At 73.0% G+C, this 21,097-nt stretch carries 16 protein-coding genes; 11 read left to right on the top strand and 5 right to left on the bottom strand.

Annotated elements, in window-relative coordinates; all coding sequences use genetic code 11:
- Positions 1–412, top strand: a 412-nt coding sequence (locus BM093_RS22880; RefSeq protein WP_143105489.1) for an NAD(P)(+) transhydrogenase (Re/Si-specific) subunit beta, incomplete at its 5' end; no start/stop codon positions are given.
- Positions 413–460: 48 nt separating this feature from the next.
- Here the strand turns inward: BM093_RS22880 and gcl are convergent.
- The 3 genes from gcl to BM093_RS22865 are packed head-to-tail and all read right to left on the bottom strand — an operon-like array spanning position 461 to position 4,031.
- Positions 461–2,296: a glyoxylate carboligase gene (gene gcl, locus BM093_RS22875; RefSeq protein WP_093348829.1), complete on the bottom strand. Its 1,836-nt coding sequence runs from the start codon at positions 2,294–2,296 to the stop codon at positions 461–463.
- Positions 2,296–3,204 (bottom strand): NAD(P)-dependent oxidoreductase, encoded by a 909-nt coding sequence (locus tag BM093_RS22870; RefSeq protein WP_093348824.1) that lies wholly within the window; start codon positions 3,202–3,204, stop codon positions 2,296–2,298. Before BM093_RS22870 ends, gcl begins: the two co-directional genes overlap by 1 nt.
- Before the next feature lie 26 nt (positions 3,205–3,230).
- A complete protein-coding gene (locus BM093_RS22865; protein ID WP_245773726.1) occupies positions 3,231–4,031 on the bottom strand; it encodes a hydroxypyruvate isomerase family protein in 801 nt (266 codons plus the stop codon).
- A 317-nt stretch (positions 4,032–4,348) separates the two neighbouring features.
- Here BM093_RS22865 and BM093_RS22860 point away from each other — a divergent pair, with 317 nt between their 5' ends.
- The 3 genes from BM093_RS22860 to BM093_RS22850 all read left to right on the top strand — a co-directional run bounded on the left by BM093_RS22860 (position 4,349) and on the right by BM093_RS22850 (position 6,589).
- Entirely contained in the window at positions 4,349–5,194 is an 846-nt protein-coding gene (locus tag BM093_RS22860; RefSeq protein ID WP_093348903.1) for an IclR family transcriptional regulator, read from the top strand.
- Positions 5,195–5,427: 233 nt separating this feature from the next.
- Positions 5,428–5,637 (top strand): hypothetical protein, encoded by a 210-nt coding sequence (locus BM093_RS22855; RefSeq protein ID WP_093348819.1) that lies wholly within the window; start codon positions 5,428–5,430, stop codon positions 5,635–5,637.
- Positions 5,638–5,782: 145 nt separating this feature from the next.
- Positions 5,783–6,589 carry a GntR family transcriptional regulator gene (locus BM093_RS22850; protein WP_093348814.1) on the top strand — a complete coding sequence of 269 codons (807 nt, stop codon included), beginning with the start codon at positions 5,783–5,785 and terminating at the stop codon, positions 6,587–6,589.
- A 49-nt stretch (positions 6,590–6,638) separates the two neighbouring features.
- Here BM093_RS22850 and BM093_RS22845 read toward each other — a convergent pair whose 3' ends face one another.
- Positions 6,639–8,003, bottom strand: a complete 1,365-nt coding sequence (locus tag BM093_RS22845) for an MFS transporter (RefSeq protein ID WP_177238649.1) — start codon at positions 8,001–8,003, stop codon at positions 6,639–6,641.
- A gap of 258 nt (positions 8,004–8,261) precedes the next feature.
- Here BM093_RS22845 and BM093_RS22840 point away from each other — a divergent pair, with 258 nt between their 5' ends.
- From BM093_RS22840 to BM093_RS22805, 7 genes are all read left to right on the top strand, one after another.
- Positions 8,262–9,929, top strand: a complete 1,668-nt coding sequence (locus BM093_RS22840) for a thiamine pyrophosphate-binding protein (protein WP_245773729.1) — start codon at positions 8,262–8,264, stop codon at positions 9,927–9,929.
- A gap of 64 nt (positions 9,930–9,993) precedes the next feature.
- Complete coding sequence (frc, locus tag BM093_RS22835; protein WP_093348804.1) at positions 9,994–11,223, top strand: formyl-CoA transferase; 1,230 nt, start codon at positions 9,994–9,996, stop codon at positions 11,221–11,223.
- Positions 11,223–13,352 carry an acetate--CoA ligase family protein gene (locus tag BM093_RS22830; RefSeq protein ID WP_093348799.1) on the top strand — a complete coding sequence of 710 codons (2,130 nt, stop codon included), beginning with the start codon at positions 11,223–11,225 and terminating at the stop codon, positions 13,350–13,352. The genes frc and BM093_RS22830 overlap by 1 nt, the downstream gene beginning before the upstream one ends.
- A gap of 133 nt (positions 13,353–13,485) precedes the next feature.
- The gene (locus BM093_RS22825; RefSeq protein ID WP_177238648.1) at positions 13,486–14,997 is read left to right on the top strand and encodes an Nramp family divalent metal transporter; all 1,512 of its coding nucleotides are present in this window, start codon (positions 13,486–13,488) and stop codon (positions 14,995–14,997) included.
- Entirely contained in the window at positions 14,997–15,545 is a 549-nt protein-coding gene (locus tag BM093_RS22820) for a hypothetical protein (RefSeq protein WP_093348796.1), read from the top strand. Before BM093_RS22825 ends, BM093_RS22820 begins: the two co-directional genes overlap by 1 nt.
- Before the next feature lie 187 nt (positions 15,546–15,732).
- Positions 15,733–16,851, top strand: a complete 1,119-nt coding sequence (locus BM093_RS22815) for a TerC family protein (protein ID WP_093348793.1) — start codon at positions 15,733–15,735, stop codon at positions 16,849–16,851.
- 273 nt (positions 16,852–17,124) lie between these two features.
- On the top strand, positions 17,125–19,119 hold the full coding sequence (locus BM093_RS22805; RefSeq protein ID WP_093348786.1) for a solute carrier family 23 protein: 1,995 nt from the start codon (positions 17,125–17,127) through the stop codon (positions 19,117–19,119).
- 32 nt (positions 19,120–19,151) lie between these two features.
- Here the strand turns inward: BM093_RS22805 and BM093_RS22800 are convergent, their stop codons facing one another.
- Positions 19,152–21,074, bottom strand: a complete 1,923-nt coding sequence (locus BM093_RS22800) for a PucR family transcriptional regulator (RefSeq protein ID WP_093348783.1) — start codon at positions 21,072–21,074, stop codon at positions 19,152–19,154.
- Positions 21,075–21,097: the final 23 nt, after the last annotated feature.

Below are 21,097 nucleotides of genomic sequence, written 5' to 3'. Positions count from 1 at the left end.
GGCCGGGTTGCTGGAGAGCAAGGGGGTCGCGGTGAAGTACGCGATCCATCCGGTGGCCGGGCGGATGCCGGGGCACATGAACGTGTTGCTGGCCGAGGCCGATGTGTCCTACGACGCGCTCAAGGAGATGGACGACATCAACGACGAGTTCTCCCGGACCGACGTGACGTTGGTGATCGGGGCGAACGACGTCACGAACCCGGCGGCGCGCAACGACCCGTCGAGCCCGATCCACGGGATGCCGATCCTCAACGTCGACGAGTCGCGCAACGTGATCGTGCTCAAGCGGTCGATGGGGTCGGGCTTCGCCGGGATCGACAACCCGTTGTTCTTCCAGGACAACACCTCGATGCTCTTCGGCGACGCCAAGAGCTCCGTCGAGCACGTCATGGACGAGCTCAAGGCGGTGTGAGCCGGCCGGGCGGCCCCCACGCGGGGGGCCACCCGGCCGGGGCTCCGCTCAGCCGGGCGGCAGCGGGCTGACCGAGGTCGGGGCGTGCTCGCGCACGGTCGCGAGCTCTTCGAACTCGGTCACCGCATCGATCTCGGCGGCGCCCATCGAGACGTTGGTGACCCGCTCCAGGACCACCTCGACGACCACCGGCACCTTGTGCTCACGGGCCTGGGTCCACGCCCGGCGCAGCGTCGGCGCGATCTCCTCCGGGTCGGTGACCCGCAGCCCGAGACAGCCCAGTCCCTCGGCGACGACGACGTGGTCGACGCCGTAGCCCTTGGGTGCGGGTTCGCGGTCACCGTCCACCGCGTCCGTGGTGTGGATGTTGTCGAAGCCCAGCTGCACGCAGTAGTCCATGTCGAACGCCCGCTGCGCCTGCCGGATCAGCCCCAGGTAGGAGTTGTTGACGACGACGTGCACGTAGGGCAGCTGGAACTGCGCGCCGACGGCGAGCTCCTCGAGCATGAACTGGAAGTCGTAGTCCCCGGACAGGGCGACGACGGGGGTGTCGGGATCGGCGGTGACGCTGCCCAGCGCCGCGGGGATCGTCCAGCCGAGCGGACCGGCCTGGCCGGCGTTGATCCAGTGCCGTGGCCGGTAGACGTGCAGGAACTGGGCCGCGGCGATCTGGGACAGCCCGATCGTGGTGACGTAGCGGGTGTCCGGGCCGAACACCCGGTTCATCTCCTCGTACACCCGCTGCGGCTTGATCGGCGTCCCGGTGAAGTGCGTGCGCCGCTGCAGCGTGGCCTTGCGCTGCGCGCAGTCGGCGACCCAGGCCGTGCGGTCCGGCAGCGTGCCGGCGTCGCGGCGCCGCCGGGCCTCGGCGACGAGCTCGTCGAGCGCCGCACCGGCATCGGAGACGATGCCGTAGTCGGGTGCGAACACCCGTCCGATCTGGGTCGGTTCGATGTCGATGTGCACGAAGGTGCGCCCGCGCCGATAGGTCTCGAGACCGCCGGTGTGCCGGTTGGCCCACCGGTTCCCGATCCCGAGCACGGTGTCGGACTCCAGGAACGTGGCGTTGCCGTAGCGGTGCGCGGTCTGCAACCCGGCCATGCCCGCGGCCAGCCGGTGGTCGTCGGGGATCGCGCCCCAGCCCATCAGCGTCGGCACGACCGGGACGTCGAGCAGCTCGGCGAGCTCGACCAGGCGGTCGGAGGCGTCGGCGTTGATCACCCCGCCGCCCGCGACGATCAGCGGCCGGTCACCGGCGCACAGCAGGTCGAGCGCCTTCGCGGCCTGCCGGCGGGTCGCGGCGGGCCGGTGCACCGGCAGCGGTGTGTAGGTGTCCGGATCGAACTCGATCTCGGTGAGCTGCACATCGAGGGGCAGGTCGATCAGGACCGGTCCGGGACGGCCGGAACGCATGAGGTGGAACGCCTGCGCGAACGCCCCCGGCACCTGCGCGGCCTCGAGCACGGTCATCGCCATCTTCGTGACCGGCGTGGCGATGGCGGTGATGTCGACGGCCTGGAAGTCCTCCTTGTGCAGGCGCGCCACGGGTGCCTGGCCGGTGATGGCCAGGATCGGGATCGAGTCGGCCTGCGCGGAGTACAGGCCGGTGATCATGTCGGTGCCGGCCGGCCCGGAGGTCCCGATGCAGACGCCGATGTTGCCGGCGCGGGTGCGGGTGTAGCCCTCGGCCATGTGGGCGGCGCCCTCGACGTGCCGGGCGAGCACGTGGGCGAGCCCGCCGCCCTCGGCCGCACTCTCGGCATTGCGCGCGCGCATGGCGGAGTAGAACGGGTTGATCGCGGCGCCGGGGACGCCGAAGGTCTGGGTCACGCCCTCGAGCTCGAGGATCCGGACCGCCGCGTCGACGGCGCGCATCGTCGGCATCATCGCCTCCCGTGGGGCTGGTCGGTGTCGGTCCCGCGGCCGGAGAGCCGCGCGATGGTGCGGTGCAGGGCGGAGTGGTCGAGCCCGCCGTCGCCCGCGGCCCGGGTGGCGCCCACCAGCTGGGCCACCAGCCCGCCCACCGGGGTCGCCACGCCCGCCTCCCGTGCGGCCGACATGACGATGCCCATGTCCTTGTGGTGCAGGTCGATCCGGAAGCCGGGGGCGAAGTCGCCGTCGAGCATCTTCTGCGCCTTCTGGTTCAGTACCGCCGACCCGGCGAGGCCGCCGCCGAGGACCTCGACCGCGGCGGGGAGGTCGGCGCCGTGTGCTTCGAGGAACAGCAGTGCCTCGGCGAGCAGGGCGATGTTCCCGGCGACGATGAGCTGGTTGGCGGCCTTCACGGTCTGCCCGGCGCCGTGCGGGCCGACGTGCACGACGGTCGTGCCGACGACGTCGAGCAACGGGCGGGCCGCGGCGACGTCGACGTCCGCGCCGCCGACCATGATGGACAGTGCGGCGTTCTCGGCGCCGGCCTGGCCGCCGGAGACCGGGGCGTCGATCATCCGGAGCCCGGCCGCGGCGGCCTCGGCGGCGAGCCCGGCCGCGACGTCCGGGCGGATCGTCGAGAAGTCGATCACGAGGGCACCCGGGGCCGCGTGCGCGAACACCCCGTCGCTCCCGGTCAGGACGTCGGTGACGTCGGGGGAGTCGGGCAGCATCAGGGCGACGACCTCGGCGCCGCGCACGGCCTGCGGGCCGGAGTCCGCGGCCCGGCCGCCGGCGTCGATGAGCGGCTTCGCCTTCTCCGGCGTGGCGTCGAAACCGACGACGTCGTGGCCGGCGCGGGCGAGGTGCTGGGCCATCGGGCTGCCCATGATGCCGAGCCCGACGAACGCGATGGTGGTCATGGTGATCCTCTCGGTACCGATGCCCGCTAGGCGAGCTTCGCTCGGACGGTGGAGGCAGCCCGCGCACCGGCGGGCAGCCAGGCGAACGGGTCGGGTCCGGTGGGCTTGTACTCGCAGCCGATCCAGCCCGTGTAGCCCGCGGCGGCGAGCCGGTCGAGCCAGTCCGCCAGCGGGAGGTCGCCGGTGCCGGGTTCGCCGCGGCCGGGCGCGTCGGCGATCTGGACGTGACCGATCCGGTCCGCGTAGCGCTCGATCGCGGCGGCGACGTCGTCGCCGTTGACGGCCAGGTGGTAGACGTCCAGCAGCAGCGCCAGGTCGGGGGAGCCGACCCGGTCCAGCACGGCGACCGCGTCGGCGGCGGTCCTCAGCGGGTAGGCGTCCACCCCGCTGACCGGCTCGACCAGCACGACGGCGCCGATCGCGGCCGCGGCCCGCCCGGCCGCGGCCAGGTTCTCGGCGGCCAGCGCATCCTGGTCGGCCGGCGCGACGCCGTCGATGCGGTTGCCGTACAGCGCGTTGAACCCGGTCGTGCCGAGCTGGGCGCCGATGCCGACGGCGACGTCGATGGCGTCGCGGAACTGCCCGGAGCGGGACGGGTCGGAGAGCAGCCCGCGGTCCCCGGCGGGCATGTCCCCGGCCGGGAAGTTCAGTCCGGTCAGGCGGACGCCGGCGTCGCCGACGGCGCGGACGAAGGCGTCCACGTCGCGGTCCGCGGGCACCGCCTCGGCGAACGGCCACCAGAACTCGACGGCGTCGAAGCCGGCGTCGCGGGCGGCCTGCGGGCGTGCCGGTACGGGCAGGTCGGTGAGCAGTATCGAGCAGTTCACGGTCCACGACCGTGGCGACGAGAGCACCGGCGACGAGAACACCGGCGACGAGGACACCGGGGCCGGGGGAGGGGACGGGGAGTGGGACACACGAGCCTCCGAGGTAGCACGACGTGACGTCCAGGATGAATTTCGCGATGCGGAAAAATGATTTCGCGAAATGAGGAGTGTGAAGAGCAGCACACGCGGGGCTGCGGCGTCAAGGGCTCCCCGTCGAGGGGGTCGAGCCGTGAACCGAGGCGCCGCCGCGCTTGACACGCTCGACGGCCTCTGATCGCATACAGTATGCCACAGCTGCTGCGGGGAGGGTGCTGCTGATGTGGGTTTCTCCCGCGCCCGCCGGCCTGTCCGGCGCCTCCGGTGGTGAGACGGCGGCCGAGCCGCTCACCGGTGTCGCGCCGAACGGTGGCGCCACGACCGTGCAGGCCGTCGAGCGGACCGTGACGCTGCTGGAGGCGATGGCCGACGCCGGTGGCCGGAGCACGCTGTCGGAGCTCGCGGCACGCTCCGGCCTGCCGATGCCGACGATCCACCGGCTGATGCGGACCCTGGTCGGGTGCGGCTACGTCCGCCAGGGGCCCGGCCGCGAGTACTCGCTCGGCCCCCGGCTCGTCCGGCTCGGGGACGGCGCCGGGCGCCTGGTCGGGATGTGGGCCCGGCCGCGCCTCGTGGAGCTGGTCGACGCGCTCGGGGAGAGCGCGAACCTCGCGGTGCTCGACGGTGCCCAGGTCGTCTACGTGGCCCAGGAGCCCGGCCGGCACGCCATGCGCATGGTCACCGAGGTCGGGCGGCGGGTCCCGCCGCACTGCACCGCCGTCGGCAAGGCGCTGCTGGCCCACCTGCCCGCCGAGCGGGTCCGGGAACTGCTGCGGCACACCGCGATGACGGCGCAGACCGAGAGCACGATCATCGACCCGGTCGCGTTCGCCGCGGAGCTGGAGCGGGTGCGCGAGCGCGGCTACGCACTCGACGACGGCGAGCAGGAGCTGGGGGTGCGCTGCGTGGCCGTGGCGCCGGCGGCGCCGGTGCTCGTGGCCGTCTCGGTGTCGGGTCCGAGCACGCGCATGACCGATGACCTCGTCGCGGCCGCCGTGCCCCGGCTGCGGGCCGCGGCGCGGGCGTTGCTCGACGGCATGGCGAGCAACGCCGCGTCCCCGGTCTGAGGCACCCGGACGCTGCCCCGCAGGGGCGGCCCGGGCTCCTCGGACCGGGCGGGACGCGTGCGTGAGCGGACTCACCGGCCGGGCCGCGCCAACCGTCATATACTGAAGACAGTCGACCGTGGCGAGCGCACCAGCGCTCCACGAGGTCGGTTTCCGCCCAGCGTCGCGCGGGAAATCCAGTACTCCGGCACGTGATCGTGCTGTCCGCTGTCCGAAAGAAGGTTCGAGGAACCATGTCCACGTCCGTCATCTCTCGCGTTCTGGGCGGCCTGCGCCGCATGCCGAAGGGCTTCCCGGCCGACGGCCGCCAGCTCGGCCTCGGGCTCGCCGCCGCCCTGGACGCCCAGCGTGCGCGCGGCGCCGAGCCGCTCGACCGCCCGCTGGACGACCTGCGCGGATCCGACCGCGCCGGTGGCCCGGGTGTCGACGCCCCGGCCCGGTAGCCACCACCCGACCGCGGTCCGAGTGTGATCATCGGCGGGGTGCGGACCGGATCACCCGGGCGTGTCCGCCCCCGTCGGCACGTACTTTGTATGCTGTAGCCAGTGACCGCACGGTAGCGGTCCGCGTTCTTTCCGTGGAGTGTCCATGCCCAAGTTGCCGACCGACGACCGGCGGGTGGCCCGGCCGGTCCCGCTGCGCGAGAGCGTGCACAACGCGATCCTCGACATGATCGTCGAGGGTGAGTTGAAGGCCGGCCAGCATCTGGTCGAGGCCGAGCTCGCGAACCGCCTGGGCGTGTCCCGCCAGCCGGTGCGGGAGGCGCTGCAGCTGCTGAACTCCGACGGGTGGGTCGACCTCCGTCCCGCCCACGGGGCCTTCGTGCACGCGCCGACACCGGCCGAGGCCGACCAGCTGCTCGCCGTCCGCGGCCTGCTGGAGACGGAGTCGGCCCGCCTCGCCGCCGCGCACGTGTCGGAGGCCGGGATCGCGGAGCTGCGCGACTGGTGGCGCCGGGGCACCGACGCGCTGGCGGCCGACGACGTCGCGGCCCTGGTCGAGGCGAACGCCGGGCTGCACGCGGCGGTGGCCCGCTTCTCCGGCAACGCCGTGCTGCGCGATCTCGTCGCGCAGGTCGACCGCCGGGTGCGCTGGTACTTCCGTCCGGTGGCGCGGGACCGGGGCGCGCAGTCCTGGGACGAGCACGCCGAGCTGATCGAGGCGATCGCTGCGGGCGACGGTGACCGCGCGGCCGAGGTCATGCGCCGGCACACCGAGGAGACCCGCCTGACCTACCTCGAGCACACCGCGTCGGACGACGCCGTGACCGGGGACGGCACGGCCGGGGACGGCGCGGCTGCAAACGGCACGGCTGGGAACGGCACCGCCGGCACGGACGCCGTGTCCGAGGTCGCCGCCACGGTGACCCGGGAGGGCGGCCGGCGGGCCGGGTGACCCGGCCCGCCGGTCCTCGTCCTGTCGCACCGCCCGGCCCGGGCCCGGCTCAGGGCAGCGCACCCGCGACCGCGGGTGTGGTGAAGGGCAGCCCGGGCCGGCGCAGTGTCGCCGCCCCCCGGGCGGCCCCGAGGGCGAGGACACCGGCGAGCAGGAACGCGGCCGGTGCACCCCAGGTCGCCACCGTGAGCGCGCCGAGCCCGACGCCCAGCACCCCGCTGCCGGCCTTCGCGCTGTAGACCAGGCCGTGCACCTCCACGGCGCTGTCCTCCCCGAAGTACTCCCGGGCCAGGCCGGCGAGGAGCGGGTAGAAGCCACCGCCGCCCAGCCCGGCGACCACCGCGGCCCCGGCCAGCATGCCGGGCGAACCGGTGCCCACGGCGAGGGCGAGCAGCAGCTGCCCGGCCGCCAGGATGCCGAGGACCAGACTCAGCGCCCGGCAGCGTCCGACCCGTTCGGAGACGCCGACCGCCATCGCCCGGCTGATCCCGTTCATCCCGACCAGCAGCCCGGCCGCGAGCGCGACCAGCACCGACCCCGCACCCAGGCCGGCGGCCAGCACCACCAGGAACGCGGCGTCGAACAGCGACACCGCCCCGGCGCAGAGCAGCACCAGGGCCATCCGCGGCAGCGCCCCGGTGTGCAGTGCCTGCTCGGGGGAGAACTCGCGTACCGCGGGCGGGTTGCGGCGACGGCCCCGGTTCGGCTCGGGCCCCAGCGACCAGTGCCGCGGGTCCACCGTCCCGGGCCACCACCGCTGCGGGGGATCGACGAACAGCAGCCCCCCGACCGCGATGAGCAGGAACATCACGACCGCGGCGACGGTCAGCGCCGGCTGCAGTGACGCCGCGTCGAGCGCGATGACCGAGGCCACCACGACCGGCACCGAACCGTAGGCGAACGCACCGGTCACGGTGCCGACCGCCGAAGCGCTGCGCTCCGGGTACCACCGGGCGACGGTCGAGGTGGCGACCGCGTACACCAGCCCGGCGCCGGTACCGCCGATGATCGAGTAGCCGAGCAGCACCCCGAGGGTCCCCGGCACGTGGGCCAGGGTCAGCAGGCCCGCCTCGCAGAGGATCGCGCCCAGCAGCATGAGGACCCGCGGCCCGAGCCACCCGCGCTGGCGCAGGTAGGCGATCGGGAACCCGACGCCGGCCTGGAACACCGTCCAGCCGGCCAGCGGGAGGAAGGCCTCGGCCAGGGTCCAGTCGTTGCGGGCCATCAGGGCGGGCACGGCGGCGCCGTAGCCGTACTGCAGCACGCCGATGGCGGCCATCGCGATGCCCGCCTGCCACAGGATCGTGGCCCGTGGCCAGCCGGTCAGCAGTGCACGGGCGTCCTCGCCCACCCGGTACCGGCGGCCCCGCCAGTCCCGGACCTCCCGTGTCCCGTCGGATCGATGCACCTTCATCAGGGCCTCCCATACTGTATACGAATCTGAGACGGTGGCCTGGACAAGCACCCGCAGGCGTAGTAGGAAAGTGGCCCATACGGTATGCAGTATGGATTCGACAGGCAACGGGTCGATCGACGAACGAGGAAGCGGTCGGCGAGCGACCGGCCACGTCCTCCGGTGCATACCGGGATCCGCGCAACCGACGACGAGGAGATGACCTCCATGACCCAGACAGTCCGCGGCAACTCCGTCCAGCAGGACGCCGCCGGCTCGATGGTCGACCGGCCGACCATCTCCGGTGGTCACCTGGTGGCCAAGGCGCTCCGGGCCGAGGGAGTCGACACGATCTTCACCCTCTGTGGCGGCCACATCATCGACATCTACGACGGTTGCGTGGACGAGGGCATCTCGGTCATCGACGTCCGTCACGAGCAGGTGGCGGCACACGCCGCCGACGGCTACGCCCGGATCACGGGCACCCCCGGCTGCGCCGTGGTAACGGCCGGGCCCGGCACCAGCGACGCGGTCACCGGCGTGGCGAACGCGCTGCGCGCCGAGAGCCCGATGCTGCTGATCGGCGGGCAGGGGGCGCTGTCCCAGCACAAGATGGGGTCCCTACAGGACCTCCCGCACGTCGACATGATGGCGCCGATCACCAAGTTCTCGGCCAGCGTGCCGAGCACCGCCCGCGCCGCCGACCTGGTCTCGATGGCGTTCCGGGAGTGCTATGCCGGCGCCCCCGGCCCGTCGTTCCTGGAGATCCCGCGCGACGTGCTCGACGCCAGCGTCCCGCTCGAGCAGGCCCGGCTCCCGGAGGCCGGGCACTACCGCGCCTCGCGCAACGCGCTCGGCGACCCGGCCGCGATCGAGAAGCTCGCCGAGCTCGTGGCGCGCGCCGAGAAGCCGTGTGTGCTGCTGGGCAGCCAGGTGTGGACCTGCCGGGCCACCGACGCGGCGGTCGAGTTCGTGCGCGAGCTCGGCGTACCCGCGTTCATGAACGGCGCCGGGCGCGGCACGCTGGCGCCGAACGACCCGATGCACTTCCAGCTGGCCCGCCGGCACGCGTTCACCGAGGCCGACCTCATCATCGTCGTCGGGACGCCGTTCGACTTCCGGATGGGCTACGGCAAGCGGCTGTCACCGACCGCGACGGTCGTCCAGATCGACCTCGACTACCGCACCGTCGGCAAGAACCGCGACATCGACCTCGGCATCGTCGGCGACGCGGGGACCGTGCTGTCCGCGGTCACCGCGGCGAGCTCGGGGTCGGCACGGCGCGACCGGCGGGCCTGGATCCAGGAGCTCCGCGACGTCGAGGACACCGCTTACCACAAGCGGCTGCCCCGCCAGCACTCCACGAGCTCGCCGATCGACCCGTACCGGCTGGTGCACGAGATCAACGAGTTCCTCACCGAGGACTCGCTCTACATCGGCGACGGCGGCGACATCGTCACGTTCTCCGGTCAGGTGGTCCAGCCCAAGGCGCCCGGGCACTGGATGGACCCGGGCCCGCTGGGCACGCTCGGTGTCGGCGTGCCGTTCGTCCTGGCGGCCAAGCACGCCCGCCCGGACAAGGAGGTCGTCGCGCTGTTCGGGGACGGCGCGTTCAGCCTCACCGGCTGGGACTTCGAGACCCTGGTGCGCTACAACCTGCCGTTCGTCGGCATCGTCGGGAACAACTCGTCGATGAACCAGATCCGCTACGGGCAGGCGCAGAAGTACGGCGAGGACCGCGCCCGGGTCGGCAACACCCTCGGCGACGTGCCCTACGACCAGTTCGCCCGGATGCTCGGCGGGTACGGCGAGGAGGTCCGCGACCCCGCCGACATCGCGCCGGCGCTGCAGCGCGCCCGCGAGTCCGGCAAGCCCTCGTTGATCAATGTCTGGGTCGACCCGGACGTCTACGCCCCCGGAACCATGAACCAGACGATGTACAAGTGATCGCCGGCGAGCACGTGAGCGTCAGCGGACAAGTGATCACCGGCGTGGCAAGGAGGCCAGCGGGATGAGCAACGCACTGGAAGGGATCCGGGTCCTGGACATGACCCATGTCCAGTCCGGACCGTCGGCGACCCAGGTTCTCGCCTGGCTCGGCGCGGACGTGGTCAAGGTCGAGGCCCCCACCGGGGACATCACACGGAGCCAGCTCCGCGACGTGCCGGACGCGGACAGCCTCTACTTCACGATGCTGAACTGCAACAAGCGCAGCGTCACCCTGAACATGAAGAGCGAGCGCGGCAAGGAGATCTTCACCGATCTCGTGCGGTCCTCCGACGTGATGGTGGAGAACTTCGGCCCCGGTGCGGTGGACCGGATGGGATTCACCTGGGACCGGTTGCAGGAGCTCAACCCACGGTTGATCTACGCATCGATCAAGGGGTTCGGCGAGGGCCCCTACACCCACTACAAGGCCTACGAGGTGGTCGCCCAGGCGATGGGCGGATCGATGAGCACCACCGGTTTCGCCGACGGGCCGCCGCTGGCCACCGGTGCCCAGATCGGTGACTCCGGCACCGGCATCCACACCGTCGCCGGCATCCTGGCCGCCCTGGTGCAGCGCACCACCACCGGCCGCGGCCAGCGGGTCACGGTCGCGATGCAGCACGCGGTGCTCAACCTGTGCCGGGTCAAGCTGCGTGACCAGCAGCGCCTGTCCCACGGACCGCTGGCCGAGTACCCGAACGACGAGTTCGGTGACGAGGTGCCCCGCTCGGGCAACGCCTCGGGCGGCGGGCAGCCGGGCTGGGCGGTGCGGTGCAAGCCGGGCGGCCCGAACGACTGGGTCTACGTGATCGTCCAGCCCACCGGGTGGGCACCGATCAGCGAGCTGATCGGCCGTCCGGAACTGGCCGAGGACCCGGAGTGGGCCACCCCGCAGGCGCGGCTGTCCAAGCTGGACAAGATGTTCCAGATGATCGAGGAGTGGTCGATCAACCTGGACAAGTGGGAGGTGCTGGCCCAGCTCAACGCCCACAACGTCCCCTGCGGACCGATCCTGTCCACGAAGGAGATCATCGAGGACGCCTCGCTCGCGGACAACAACATGATCGTGACGGTCGACCATCCGCAGCGCGGCTCGTTCAAGACGGTCGGGTGCCCGATCAAGCTCTCCGACTCCCCGGTGAAGGTCGACAGCTCGCCGCTGCTCGGCGCGCACAACGAGGACGTGTACCGGCGCGAGCTGGGCATCGACGCCGACGAGTACGCCCAGCTGAAGTCGAACGGAGTCATCTGATGGCCTACGACACCCAGACCGTCCGGGAGATCATCGACAAGGTCCGCGCGGAGGACCGGTCCTCGCTCACCGCGCCCGAGGGCAGGCTCGTCTGCGAGGCCTACGGCATCACCACCCCGGGCGAGGGGCTCGCCGGCTCCGCCGACGAGGCGGTCCGGCTGGCCGCCGGGATGGGCGGGCCGGTCGTCATGAAGATCGTCTCCCCGGACATCCTGCACAAGACCGAGGCCGGCGGGGTCCGCGTCGACGTCCACGGCGACGACGCGGTGCGCACGGCCTACACCGAGATCGTCGAGAACGCCCGCGCCTACTCCGCCGACGCCGCGATCGACGGGGTGCAGGTCCAGCAGATGCTCTCCGGCGGCCAGGAGGTGATCATCGGCGCGACCACCGACCCGACGTTCGGCAAGGTCGTCGTGTTCGGGCTCGGCGGGATCCTGGTCGAGGTCCTCAAGGACGTGACGTTCCGGCTGGCCCCGGTCGACGACGCGACGGCGGGCACCATGCTCTCCGACATCGCGGCGGCCGAGGTCCTGCGCGGGGCACGGGGTGCCGAACCGGTCGACGCGGCGGCGCTCGCCGGCATGATCCGGCGGGTCTCCGACCTGATCACCGACTTCCCCGAGGTCCGGGAGCTGGACCTCAACCCGGTGTTCGCCCGGCCGGACGGTGCCTCGGCGGCCGACGTGCGGATCCTGCTCGAGACCGAACGGGTCCCCGAACCGGTGCGCTACACCGACGAGGAGATCCTCGCGACGATGACCCGGATGATGCAGCCGCGCTCGGTCGCGGTCATCGGGGCGTCCGCCGAGCAGGGCAAGATCGGCAACTCGGTGATGCGGAACCTGGTCGACGGGGGCTTCGCCGGCGAGATCCACCCGGTCAACCCGAAGGCCGACGAGATCCTCGGCCGCACGGCCTATCCGAGCGTTGCCGACATCCCCGGCGAGGTCGACGTCGCGGTGTTCGCGGTGCCGGCCAAGTTCGTGGTCGCCTCGGTGGCCGAGGTGGGCCGCAAGGGGATCCCGGCCGCGGTGCTCATCCCGTCCGGCTTCGCCGAGACCGGCAACGCCGATCTGCAGCAGGAGCTCGTCGACACCGCCCGCGAGCACGGCGTGCGCCTGCTCGGGCCGAACATCTACGGCTACTACTCCACACACCAGGATCTCTGCGCTACGTTCTGCACGCCCTACGACGTGAAGGGTGGCGTCGCGCTGACCTCGCAGAGCGGGGGCATCGGGATGGCCATCCTGGGTTACGCCCGGACGACCGGGATGGGTGTGTCGGCGATCGTGGGGCTGGGCAACAAGTCCGACATCGACGAGGACGACCTGCTGACCTACTTCGAGAGCGACGACAACACCAGCTGCATCGCGATGCACCTCGAGGACCTCAAGGACGGGCGGGCGTTCGTGGAGACCGCCCGGCGGGTGACGGCGACGAAACCGGTCGTGGTCCTCAAGGCCGGGCGCACCGAGATGGGAGCCCGCGCCGCGGGGTCGCACACCGGAGCGCTGGCCGGTGACGACAAGATCTACGACGACATCCTCCGCCAGGCCGGCGTCGTCCGGGCCCCCGGGCTCAACGAGATGCTGGACTACTCCCGGGGCCTGCCGGTGCTGCCCACGCCGAAGGGCGAGAACGTCGTGATCATCACCGGGGCCGGCGGGTCCGGGGTGCTGCTCTCCGACGCGGTGGTGGACAACGGCCTGAGCCTGATGGAGATCCCGCCCGACCTCGACGAGTCGTTCCGGGCCTTCATCCCGCCGTTCGGCGCGGCCGGGAACCCGATCGACATCACCGGCGGGGAGCCGCCGAGCACCTACGAGGCCACGATCCGGCTCGGCCTCGAGGACCCGCGGATCCACGCCCTGATCCTCGGGTACTGGCACACCATCGTCACCCCGCCGATGGTGTTCGCGGAGCTGACCGCGCGGGTCGTGGCGGAGGCCCGCGCCCAGGGCATCGACAAGCCCGTGGTGGCCTCGCTCGCCGGCGACACCGAGGTCGAGGAGGCCAGCGAGCACCTGTTCCGGAACGGGGTCGTCGCCTACCCGTACACGACCGAGAGGCCGGTCGCCGTGCTCGGGGCCAAGTACCGCTGGGCCCGCTCCGCCGGCCTGGTCTGAGAAGTTCGAACCCGTGCGCCGGTGAGCGGTGGGCGGCAGGCCCGCCCACCGCTCACCGGTCCGCACGCCGCAACCGGAAGGAGGTCCGAACGGAAGGCCGCACGTCGACCGCTTGCCCCATCCAGGAGAGTCAATGACGACTTCCAAAGACCACCCCGAGGCCGAGTTCCCGGACAGCGCCGCGCAGACCGCGCCCGACACCGATCAGCGGGTGTGGCACGCGGGCGGCCTGGAGCCGATGCCGATCCGCAAGCTCCCGCAAGCCCCGCCCTCGGTGCACATCCTGGGCCCGACGGTCTTCCTCGTCGCGCTCGGCGTGGGCATGGGCGAGGCCTACATGTGGCCGCGCCTGGTCCTGCTGTTCGGGCCGGAGATCCGCTGGCTGTTCCTGATCGGCGTGACCCTGCAGGCCATCGTCCTGCTGGAGATGTCGCGCTACGCCATGGCGACCGGGGAGAGCATCTTCATGGGTGCCGCCCGGGTGTTCAAACCGTTGATGTGGTTCTTCTTCGTCGCCGCGATCCTGATCTACATCTGGCCCGGGCACCTGTCCGCGGGTGCGCTCGCCTTCGAAAGCCTCACCGGCGTGCCGTGGCAGGTCACGGGCGTGCTGGGGATGCTGCTGGTGGGGGTGGTGTTCAGCCTCGCCAAGGTCATCTATCCGCTGCTGGAGTCCCTGCTGGGCCTGCTGATCGGGGTGCTCGTCGTGGGCACCGCCGTGATCGCCTCGCTGGTCGGCACCTGGAACGACCTGTCCACCACGATCACCGGCATGTTCGCCTTCGGCTACCTGCCCGCCGAGGCGCTGTCGCCGGCCTGGTTCCCGGTCATCGTCGGGTCGATCGCGTTCGCCGGCCCGTCGGGCATGCAGCAGATGTGGAACACGCTGCAGCTGCGTGACAAGGGCGCCGGCATGGGTGCGCACATCCCCAAGATCCGCGGGCTGCGGCACGCGGGCGAGGAGGAGGCGATGCCCTCGCGCGGGTTCATGTTCGACACCGAGGACCCGGAGGAGATGCAGAAGTGGAAGGGGTGGCGGCGCTGGATCACCTTCGACGCGATCCTGCTCTTCTGGGGCATCACCATGCTGGTCACGATCTCGTTCACCATCCTCGCCCAGGCCGCCGCCCGGACCAGTCCGGACGTGGTGACCCTGCTGCGGGAGGGTGAGCGGGAGGCGGCCCTCAGTGCGATGTCCGACTCGTTCGCCGCGGCCGGGTCCCCGGCCCTGGGCGGGCTCTTCCTCGGTTTCATCGCGCTGATCGGGCTCAACGCCACGCTCGGGCTGTTCGACTCGTTCTCCCGCGGGCAGGCCGACATGGCCTACTTCTTCGTCCCCGGGGCGCGCCGGTTCAAGATCTCGCACCTGTATGCGCTGTTCCTCTGGGGCGTGATCGCCTTCGGCATCGTCATCCTGCTGTTCGGGCCGGCCGACGGCCCCGCCGGCATCCTCGACATCCTGGCGTTCCTGTCCACCTTCGCGATGGGCGCCTACTGCGTGGTCCTGCTGCTGGTGAACAACCGGATGCTGCCCAAGCCGATCCGGCCGAAGCTGTGGACCAACGTGGTCATCGGGTTCGGTGCCGTGTTCTACCTGGGCATGTTGTTCTACAGCCTGGTCCGGTTCGGCGTGGTGGTGAGCTGATGGTCCCGTCCCGGATCCGGGCTCTCGCCGAGGTCGCCGTCCCCGCTCTGGCGAGCGGGGCGGTGGCGGGGCTGGTCGTCGCCGGGCTGGCCGCGATGGTCGGTCAGCCCGTCGGCTGGGCGGCGATGTCCGCGGTGACCCTCGGGCTGCCGATCGCGCTGCTCGGCGGGGGCTACGGGCTCCTGGTCGCCTCGGGACGGGTGCGGCTGGGGGTGTTCGCCCCGGCTGCGGTCTACTGGATGATCGGGTTCCCGCTGGCCCGCCTGCTGCACGAGACGTGGACCCCGGCCCTGCTCGGCGGGTCCCCGGCCCCGCCGGCCGACCCGTGGGGGTTCCTCGCCTACCAGGGCCTGGTGAGCCTGGGGTTCGCCGTCGGGTTCGTCTGGCTCAACGAGCGGCTCGCGCCCCGCTGGCTGCTGCGGATCAAGGCCCACAACCCGATCGCCCACCAGCTGTTCCACACCTACGCCCGCGAGGCCGAGCAGATGCAGGAGGCGAAGCAGCGCCGGCGCACCGGCGCCGCCTCCCGCGCGGGGAAGGGGGGCTGACCGGGCCATCGCAACGATCCGGTGCGTCGCACCGGTGCAGTGTCCACAGGGGAGTACCCCGTAACGCCGTGACATCGTCAGCACGGTCCGGCCGGCTCCCGCCGGCCGGACCCGGTGTCAGGGGCCGGCGCCCGGCCGGCGGGGGAGACCTGGGGTCGTAGCTCGTCCCTACCACCCGGAGGTCTCCGTGGTCGTCCCCACCTGGGTCTGGCTCGCCACGCTCGGCGGTCTGCTCGGCATCATCCTGCTCGACCTGCTGGTCGTCGGGCGCAAGCCGCACGTCATCTCGGTCCGCGAAGCGACCCGATGGGTCCTGCTCTACGTCGGTCTCGCCGTCCTGTTCGGACTCGGCGTGTGGGCGTTCGCGGGCGGCACGTACGCCGGGGAGTTCTTCGCCGGCTACATCACCGAGTACTCGTTGTCGGTCGACAACCTGTTCGTCTTCGTCCTGATCATGACGGCGTTCTCGGTGCCCGCCGAGCACCAGCACAAGGTGCTGCTCGTCGGGATCCTCATCGCGCTGGTGATGCGCGGCGCGTTCATCGCCGTCGGTGCGGCGGCGATCAACGCCTTCAGCTGGGTCTTCTACATCTTCGCCGCCTTCCTGATCTGGACGGCGTTCAGCATGGTCCGCCAGGGCCTCGGGGGCGACGACGAGGAGTGGACCGAGCCGCGGATCGTGGGTGTGGTGCGCCGCGTGCTGCCGGTCACCCGCGACTACCACGGCGCCCGGCTCAGCCTCCGGATCGACGGCAGGCGGTGGGTGACCCCGATGCTGATCGTGATGCTGGCGATCGGGATGACCGACCTGCTGTTCGCGCTGGACTCGATCCCGGCGATCTTCGGGCTGACCCAGGAGGCGTACCTGGTCTTCACCGCGAACGCGTTCGCGCTGATGGGGCTGCGCCAGCTCTACTTCCTCATCGGCGGGCTGCTGAGCAAGCTGGTGTTCCTGTCCTACGGCCTCTCGGTGATCCTGGCCTTCATCGGGGTCAAGCTGGTGCTGCACGCGCTGCACGAGAACGAGCTGCCGTTCCTCAACGGCGGCGAGCCGGTGCCGGTGCCGGAGGTGGGGATCGCCCTGTCGCTGAGCGTGATCGTCGGGGTGCTCGCGGTGACGACGGTGGCCAGCCTCGTCGCGGTCCGGATCAACCCGGCGCTGCGCGGCTCCGCGGAGGATGCTGGGCCGGCGGACGTGGCCGGGCCGTCGGACACGAGCGACGCGCCGCAGGAGGCCGGGGCCGGTGAGCGGCAGCCGGCCACGGCGGAGTCCGCTCCGGCGGAGCGGGGCGCCCCGGAGCGCTGAGCCGCCCCGGTGGGCGGAGCCGGCGCACGTTCCGGACGGCGGTGCGCGCCGGTCGATTGTGGGATCGCACGAATCCGCCGGTCCCCGGCGCGGGTGGTGTTGTCGTCGCCGCCCGTGCCGGGGGCGAGGGCGGCGGGCGCATGGTGATGCAGGTCGCATCCGACGGCCACGCCGTGGGCGGCCCCGCAGCCACCGCTGCGGGGTCCGCCGCGGCAGTCCGCCCGACCGCCGCCCCGGCCGTGTCCGCCGGGCGTCCAGAACGAGGGGCCCCCGATGAGTCCGCTGCGCGTCCCGCGCCGTCGCCCGTCCGCCGAACCCGACCAGCCCGTCCATCCCGTCGACGCCGTGCCACCACCCGGGCGGCTGGCCGTCTACGGGATCCAGCACGTGCTGGCGTTCTACGCCGGCGCGGTCATCGTCCCGATCCTGCTGGCCAACGCGATCGGGCTGGACGAGCGCCAGCTCATCCACCTGATCAACGCGGACCTGTTCACCTGCGGCATCGCCTCGATCATCCAGTCGGTCGGGCTCGGCCGCCGGATCGGCGTGCGGCTCCCGCTGCTGCAGGGCGTCACGTTCACCGCGGTGTCGCCGATGATCGCGATCGGGCTCGCCGCCGGTGGCGGGACCGAGGGGCTGACCACGATCTACGGTGCGGTGATCGTCGCCGGCCTGGTCACGTTCTTCGCCGCCCCCTACGTCGCGCGGCTGCTGCGGTTCTTCCCGCCGGTCGTCACCGGCACGGTCATCACGGTGATCGGGCTCGCGCTGCTGCCGGTCGCGGCGGCCGACGCCGTCGGTGGGGCGAACGCCCCCGACCCCGGCAACCCGGTGTACCTGGGGCTCGCGCTCGGCACGCTGGCCGTGATCGTGCTGATCCAGCGGATCTTCCGCGGGTTCCTCGCCACGGTCGCGGTGCTGGCCGGGCTGGTGCTCGGCACGCTGGCCGCGGTCCCGTTCGGGCTGGTCGACCTGTCCGGGGTGGGGGAGTCGGCCTGGGTGGGCGTGACGACGCCGTTCCACTTCGGATGGCCGCAGTTCTCGCTGGCCGCGGCCCTGTCGATGATCGTCGTCATGATGATCACGGCGGTCGAGACGACCGGGGACGTGTTCGCCACCGGCGAGATCGTCGGGAAGAAGGTCGGCCGCGACGACGTGGCCCGTGCCCTGCGTGCCGACGGCGCCGCCACCACGCTGGGCGGGGTCCTCAACTCGTTCCCGTACACCTGCTTCGCCGAGAACGTCGGCCTGGTCCGGCTGACCCGGGTGTCGAGCCGGTGGGTGGTCGCCGCGGCCGGCGTCTTCATGATCGTGATCGGCTTGGTCCCGAAGGCGGGTGCGCTGGTCGCCGCGGTGCCGCACCCGGTGCTCGGCGGGGCCGCGCTGGCGATGTTCGCGACGGTCGCGGTCGTCGGGATCCAGACCTTGTCCAAGGTGGACTTCACCGACCACCGCAACGTCGTCGTGGTGGGCTCCGGGCTCGGGGTGGCCCTGTTCGTGACCGTGGAGCCGGACGTGGCGACGGCCCTGCCCGGCTGGGCCCAGATCGTCCTCGGCTCGGGGATCACCGCGGGCAGCGTGGTGGCGATCGGGCTGAACCTGCTGTTCTTCCACACCGGACGGAGGTCCCCGGTGCAGGAACCCGCCCCGACCCCGGCCGCCGACACGACCGTCGGTGCGGCGCAGATCGCCGGGATGGACCGGGCGCAGTTCGCCGGCCTGTTCGGCGGGCTGTTCGAGGGGCCGACCGACGTGCCGGCCCGGGTGCACGCCCGCGGGCCGTCGGACGACCCGGCCCAGCTGCGGGCGGCGTTGCAGGAGGAGCTGTTCGCCGCGCCGGTGGGGGAGCAGCGGGAGCTGATGGCCCACTACCCGGACCTGGGCGGGCTCGTGACGGCGCCGGAGCCGGACACCGGGCCGGCCGGGCGGGACCGGGCACGCTCCGGGGACGCCCCGGCCCGCGCCGGTGCCGGCACGGACGGCTCGGCGGTCACCGGGGCCGGCGCGGTGCGGATCGCGTCGCGCGACCGGGCCGGCCTCGCCCTGCTCGACGCCGACGACCGGACCGAGCTGGCCGGGCTGGCCACGGCGTACCGGGAGCGGTTCGGCTTCCCGCTGATCGTCTGCCTGCGCGACGCCGGTGACCGGGCCGCGCTGCTGGCGTGCGCGCGGCGCCGCCTCACCCACCCGCCGGCACAGGAGCACGCCGCGGCGCTGGTGGAGATCGCGAAGGTGGCAGGGCACCGGTTCGACGACCTCGTGCGCTGACCCCGGCCCGGCGCCCCGGCCGGGAGGGCGGTTCAGCGCGACCGCAGCGCCAGGTAGAAGTCGACGCGGTCGGTGAACGAGCTCAGGTCCCGCCCGGTGAGCTCCTCGATCCGCCCGATCCGGTAGCGCACCGTGTTGACGTGCAGGTGCAGCCGCGCGGCGGTCCGGCTCCACGACCCGGACTCGTCGAGGAAGGTCGTCAGGGTCTCGGCGAGCCCGGCCCCGGACCGGGCGTCGTGTTCCAGGACCGGGCCCAGCACCTGCGCGGCGAACCCGCGGCGGACGTCGTCGGGCACCCCGGCCAGCAAGGCCACGTGTGAGGTGATCTCCCCGGCCCGGGCCGAGGCCACCGCTCCCGGCCGGGTGGCGGCCAGCTCCGCCGCGTGCCCGGCCTCGCCGAGGGCGCCGGAGAGTGCGTCCGCCGACGACGGGTGGGAGACGCCGGCGCGCAGCCGCCGCCCCGCCAGGCCCGGGGCCAGCCGGTGCAGTGCGGCCAGGACCTCGGCGACCGGGTCGCCGGCGTCCGGTCGTCCGCCTCCGGGGCCCGGGTCCTGGCCCTCGGGGCCGATGCCGTGGCCGGTGCCGGTTCGGGGCGCGGGGCTGTTGCCGGACCCGGAGCCGCTGCCGGGCCCGGTGTTGCTGCCGGATCCGGTGCCGCTGCCGGATCGGGTGCCGCTGCCGGATCCGGTGCCGCTGCCGGATCGGGTGCCGCTGCCGGATCCGGTGCCGCTACCGGGCCCGGTGTTGCTGCCGGATCGGGTGCTGCTGCCGGGCCCGGTGCTGCTGCCGGGCCCCGTGCTGCTGCCGGGCCCCGTGCTGCTGCGGGGCCCGGTGCCGCTGCCGGATCCGGTGCCGCTGCCGGGCCCGGAGCCGGGGTCGGAGCCGCGGGCCGCGACCGGGGTGCGGGGCACGGCGAGGACCGCGACGGCAGCCCCGCCGTGCACCCCGACGGCGGCCGGACCGGCCCCGGCCCCGGCCAGGGCGTCCACCAGCAGGGCGTAGGCGGTACCGGCCGGGTCCGGGTCGTCGTCGGCCCGCAGCACCAGCACCACGAGCGTGCCGCCCGGCTCCACCCCGGCCTGGTGCAGCCGCACCCGGGTCTCCGGCCGGTCCCCCTCGCCCGCGGCGATCCGGGCGAGGGCGTCGTCGGTGATCGAGCGGGCCACCGCGGCGCCCTCCCGGCGCCGCGACCGGTCCAGCGCCGCGATGGCCGCGAGCTCCCCGACGGCGTCGACGGCCTCGGTGTCGGCCTCCCGCCCGGGCGGGAGCTCGGCCGCGACCAGCCAGCTCGTCGTCCGTGTGGTCCCGGGCGCGGCCGGGACGAGCAGGTGCCGGCCGGGCGGGCCCGGCACCGTCACCGGCAGCCGCTCCGCGGTGAGGAACGCCGAGACCACGCCGTCGCGCTCCTCGGCGGGCAGCGGCGGGCCGGCCAGCAGCCCCCCACCGGCGGTGAGGACCCGGCAGGTCAGGCCGGTGCCGGCCGACACCGACCCGGCGAGGTCGGTGAGCCCGGCGCCCTCGGCGAACGCGGCGAGCAGCCGCCGGTGCCGGCCCAGGGTGTGTGCGAGCCGGTCGCCGCGGGCGGCGGACAGCGCGCCGACGACGGTCTCGGTCACCGCCCCGAACGACACGTCCACCGGCACCGCGAGCAGCACCAGGTCGTGCCGGCGGCAGGCGTCGACGACGTCGTCGGGGACGTCCCCGAACACCGCCTCGCCGGCCGCCAGCGCGGCCGCTCCGGCCGCCGCGACGGCCGCGACGAACCGCTCGCTGTCGGCGGCGTCGTGCCGCCACACCAGCCCGGAGATCACCAGCTCGCCGCCGCCGAGGTAGCGCGAGGGATCGGGCAGGTCGGTGGTGTAGACCCAGCGCACCGAGCGGTCCAGCGCGGCCGCGGAACCGTGCAGCACACGCAGCCGGAGCTCGCGCCGGGCGACCAGCTCGGACAGCATCATTGGAGGAACCTACAACGAGTCGA

This window comes from Pseudonocardia ammonioxydans (genome assembly GCF_900115005.1).
In the GTDB taxonomy this organism is placed as follows: domain Bacteria; phylum Actinomycetota; class Actinomycetes; order Mycobacteriales; family Pseudonocardiaceae; genus Pseudonocardia; species Pseudonocardia ammonioxydans.
This window is presented reverse-complemented; position numbering and strand designations above follow the sequence as displayed.

Bases quoted from the DNA above. Each gene is read 5' to 3' on its own strand.
- gcl (WP_093348829.1), bottom strand. From the start codon at position 2,296: ATGCCGACGATGCGCGCCGTCGACGCGGCGGTCCGGATCCTCGAGCTC.
- BM093_RS22870 (WP_093348824.1), bottom strand. From the start codon at position 3,204: ATGACCACCATCGCGTTCGTCGGGCTCGGCATCATGGGCAGCCCGATG.
- BM093_RS22860 (WP_093348903.1), top strand. From the start codon at position 4,349: ATGTGGGTTTCTCCCGCGCCCGCCGGCCTGTCCGGCGCCTCCGGTGGT.
- BM093_RS22855 (WP_093348819.1), top strand. From the start codon at position 5,428: ATGTCCACGTCCGTCATCTCTCGCGTTCTGGGCGGCCTGCGCCGCATG.
- BM093_RS22850 (WP_093348814.1), top strand. From the start codon at position 5,783: ATGCCCAAGTTGCCGACCGACGACCGGCGGGTGGCCCGGCCGGTCCCG.
- BM093_RS22845 (WP_177238649.1), bottom strand. From the start codon at position 8,003: ATGAAGGTGCATCGATCCGACGGGACACGGGAGGTCCGGGACTGGCGG.
- BM093_RS22840 (WP_245773729.1), top strand. From the start codon at position 8,262: ATGGTCGACCGGCCGACCATCTCCGGTGGTCACCTGGTGGCCAAGGCG.
- frc (WP_093348804.1), top strand. From the start codon at position 9,994: ATGAGCAACGCACTGGAAGGGATCCGGGTCCTGGACATGACCCATGTC.
- BM093_RS22830 (WP_093348799.1), top strand. From the start codon at position 11,223: ATGGCCTACGACACCCAGACCGTCCGGGAGATCATCGACAAGGTCCGC.
- BM093_RS22825 (WP_177238648.1), top strand. From the start codon at position 13,486: ATGACGACTTCCAAAGACCACCCCGAGGCCGAGTTCCCGGACAGCGCC.
- BM093_RS22820 (WP_093348796.1), top strand. From the start codon at position 14,997: ATGGTCCCGTCCCGGATCCGGGCTCTCGCCGAGGTCGCCGTCCCCGCT.
- BM093_RS22805 (WP_093348786.1), top strand. From the start codon at position 17,125: ATGAGTCCGCTGCGCGTCCCGCGCCGTCGCCCGTCCGCCGAACCCGAC.
- BM093_RS22800 (WP_093348783.1), bottom strand. From the start codon at position 21,074: ATGATGCTGTCCGAGCTGGTCGCCCGGCGCGAGCTCCGGCTGCGTGTG.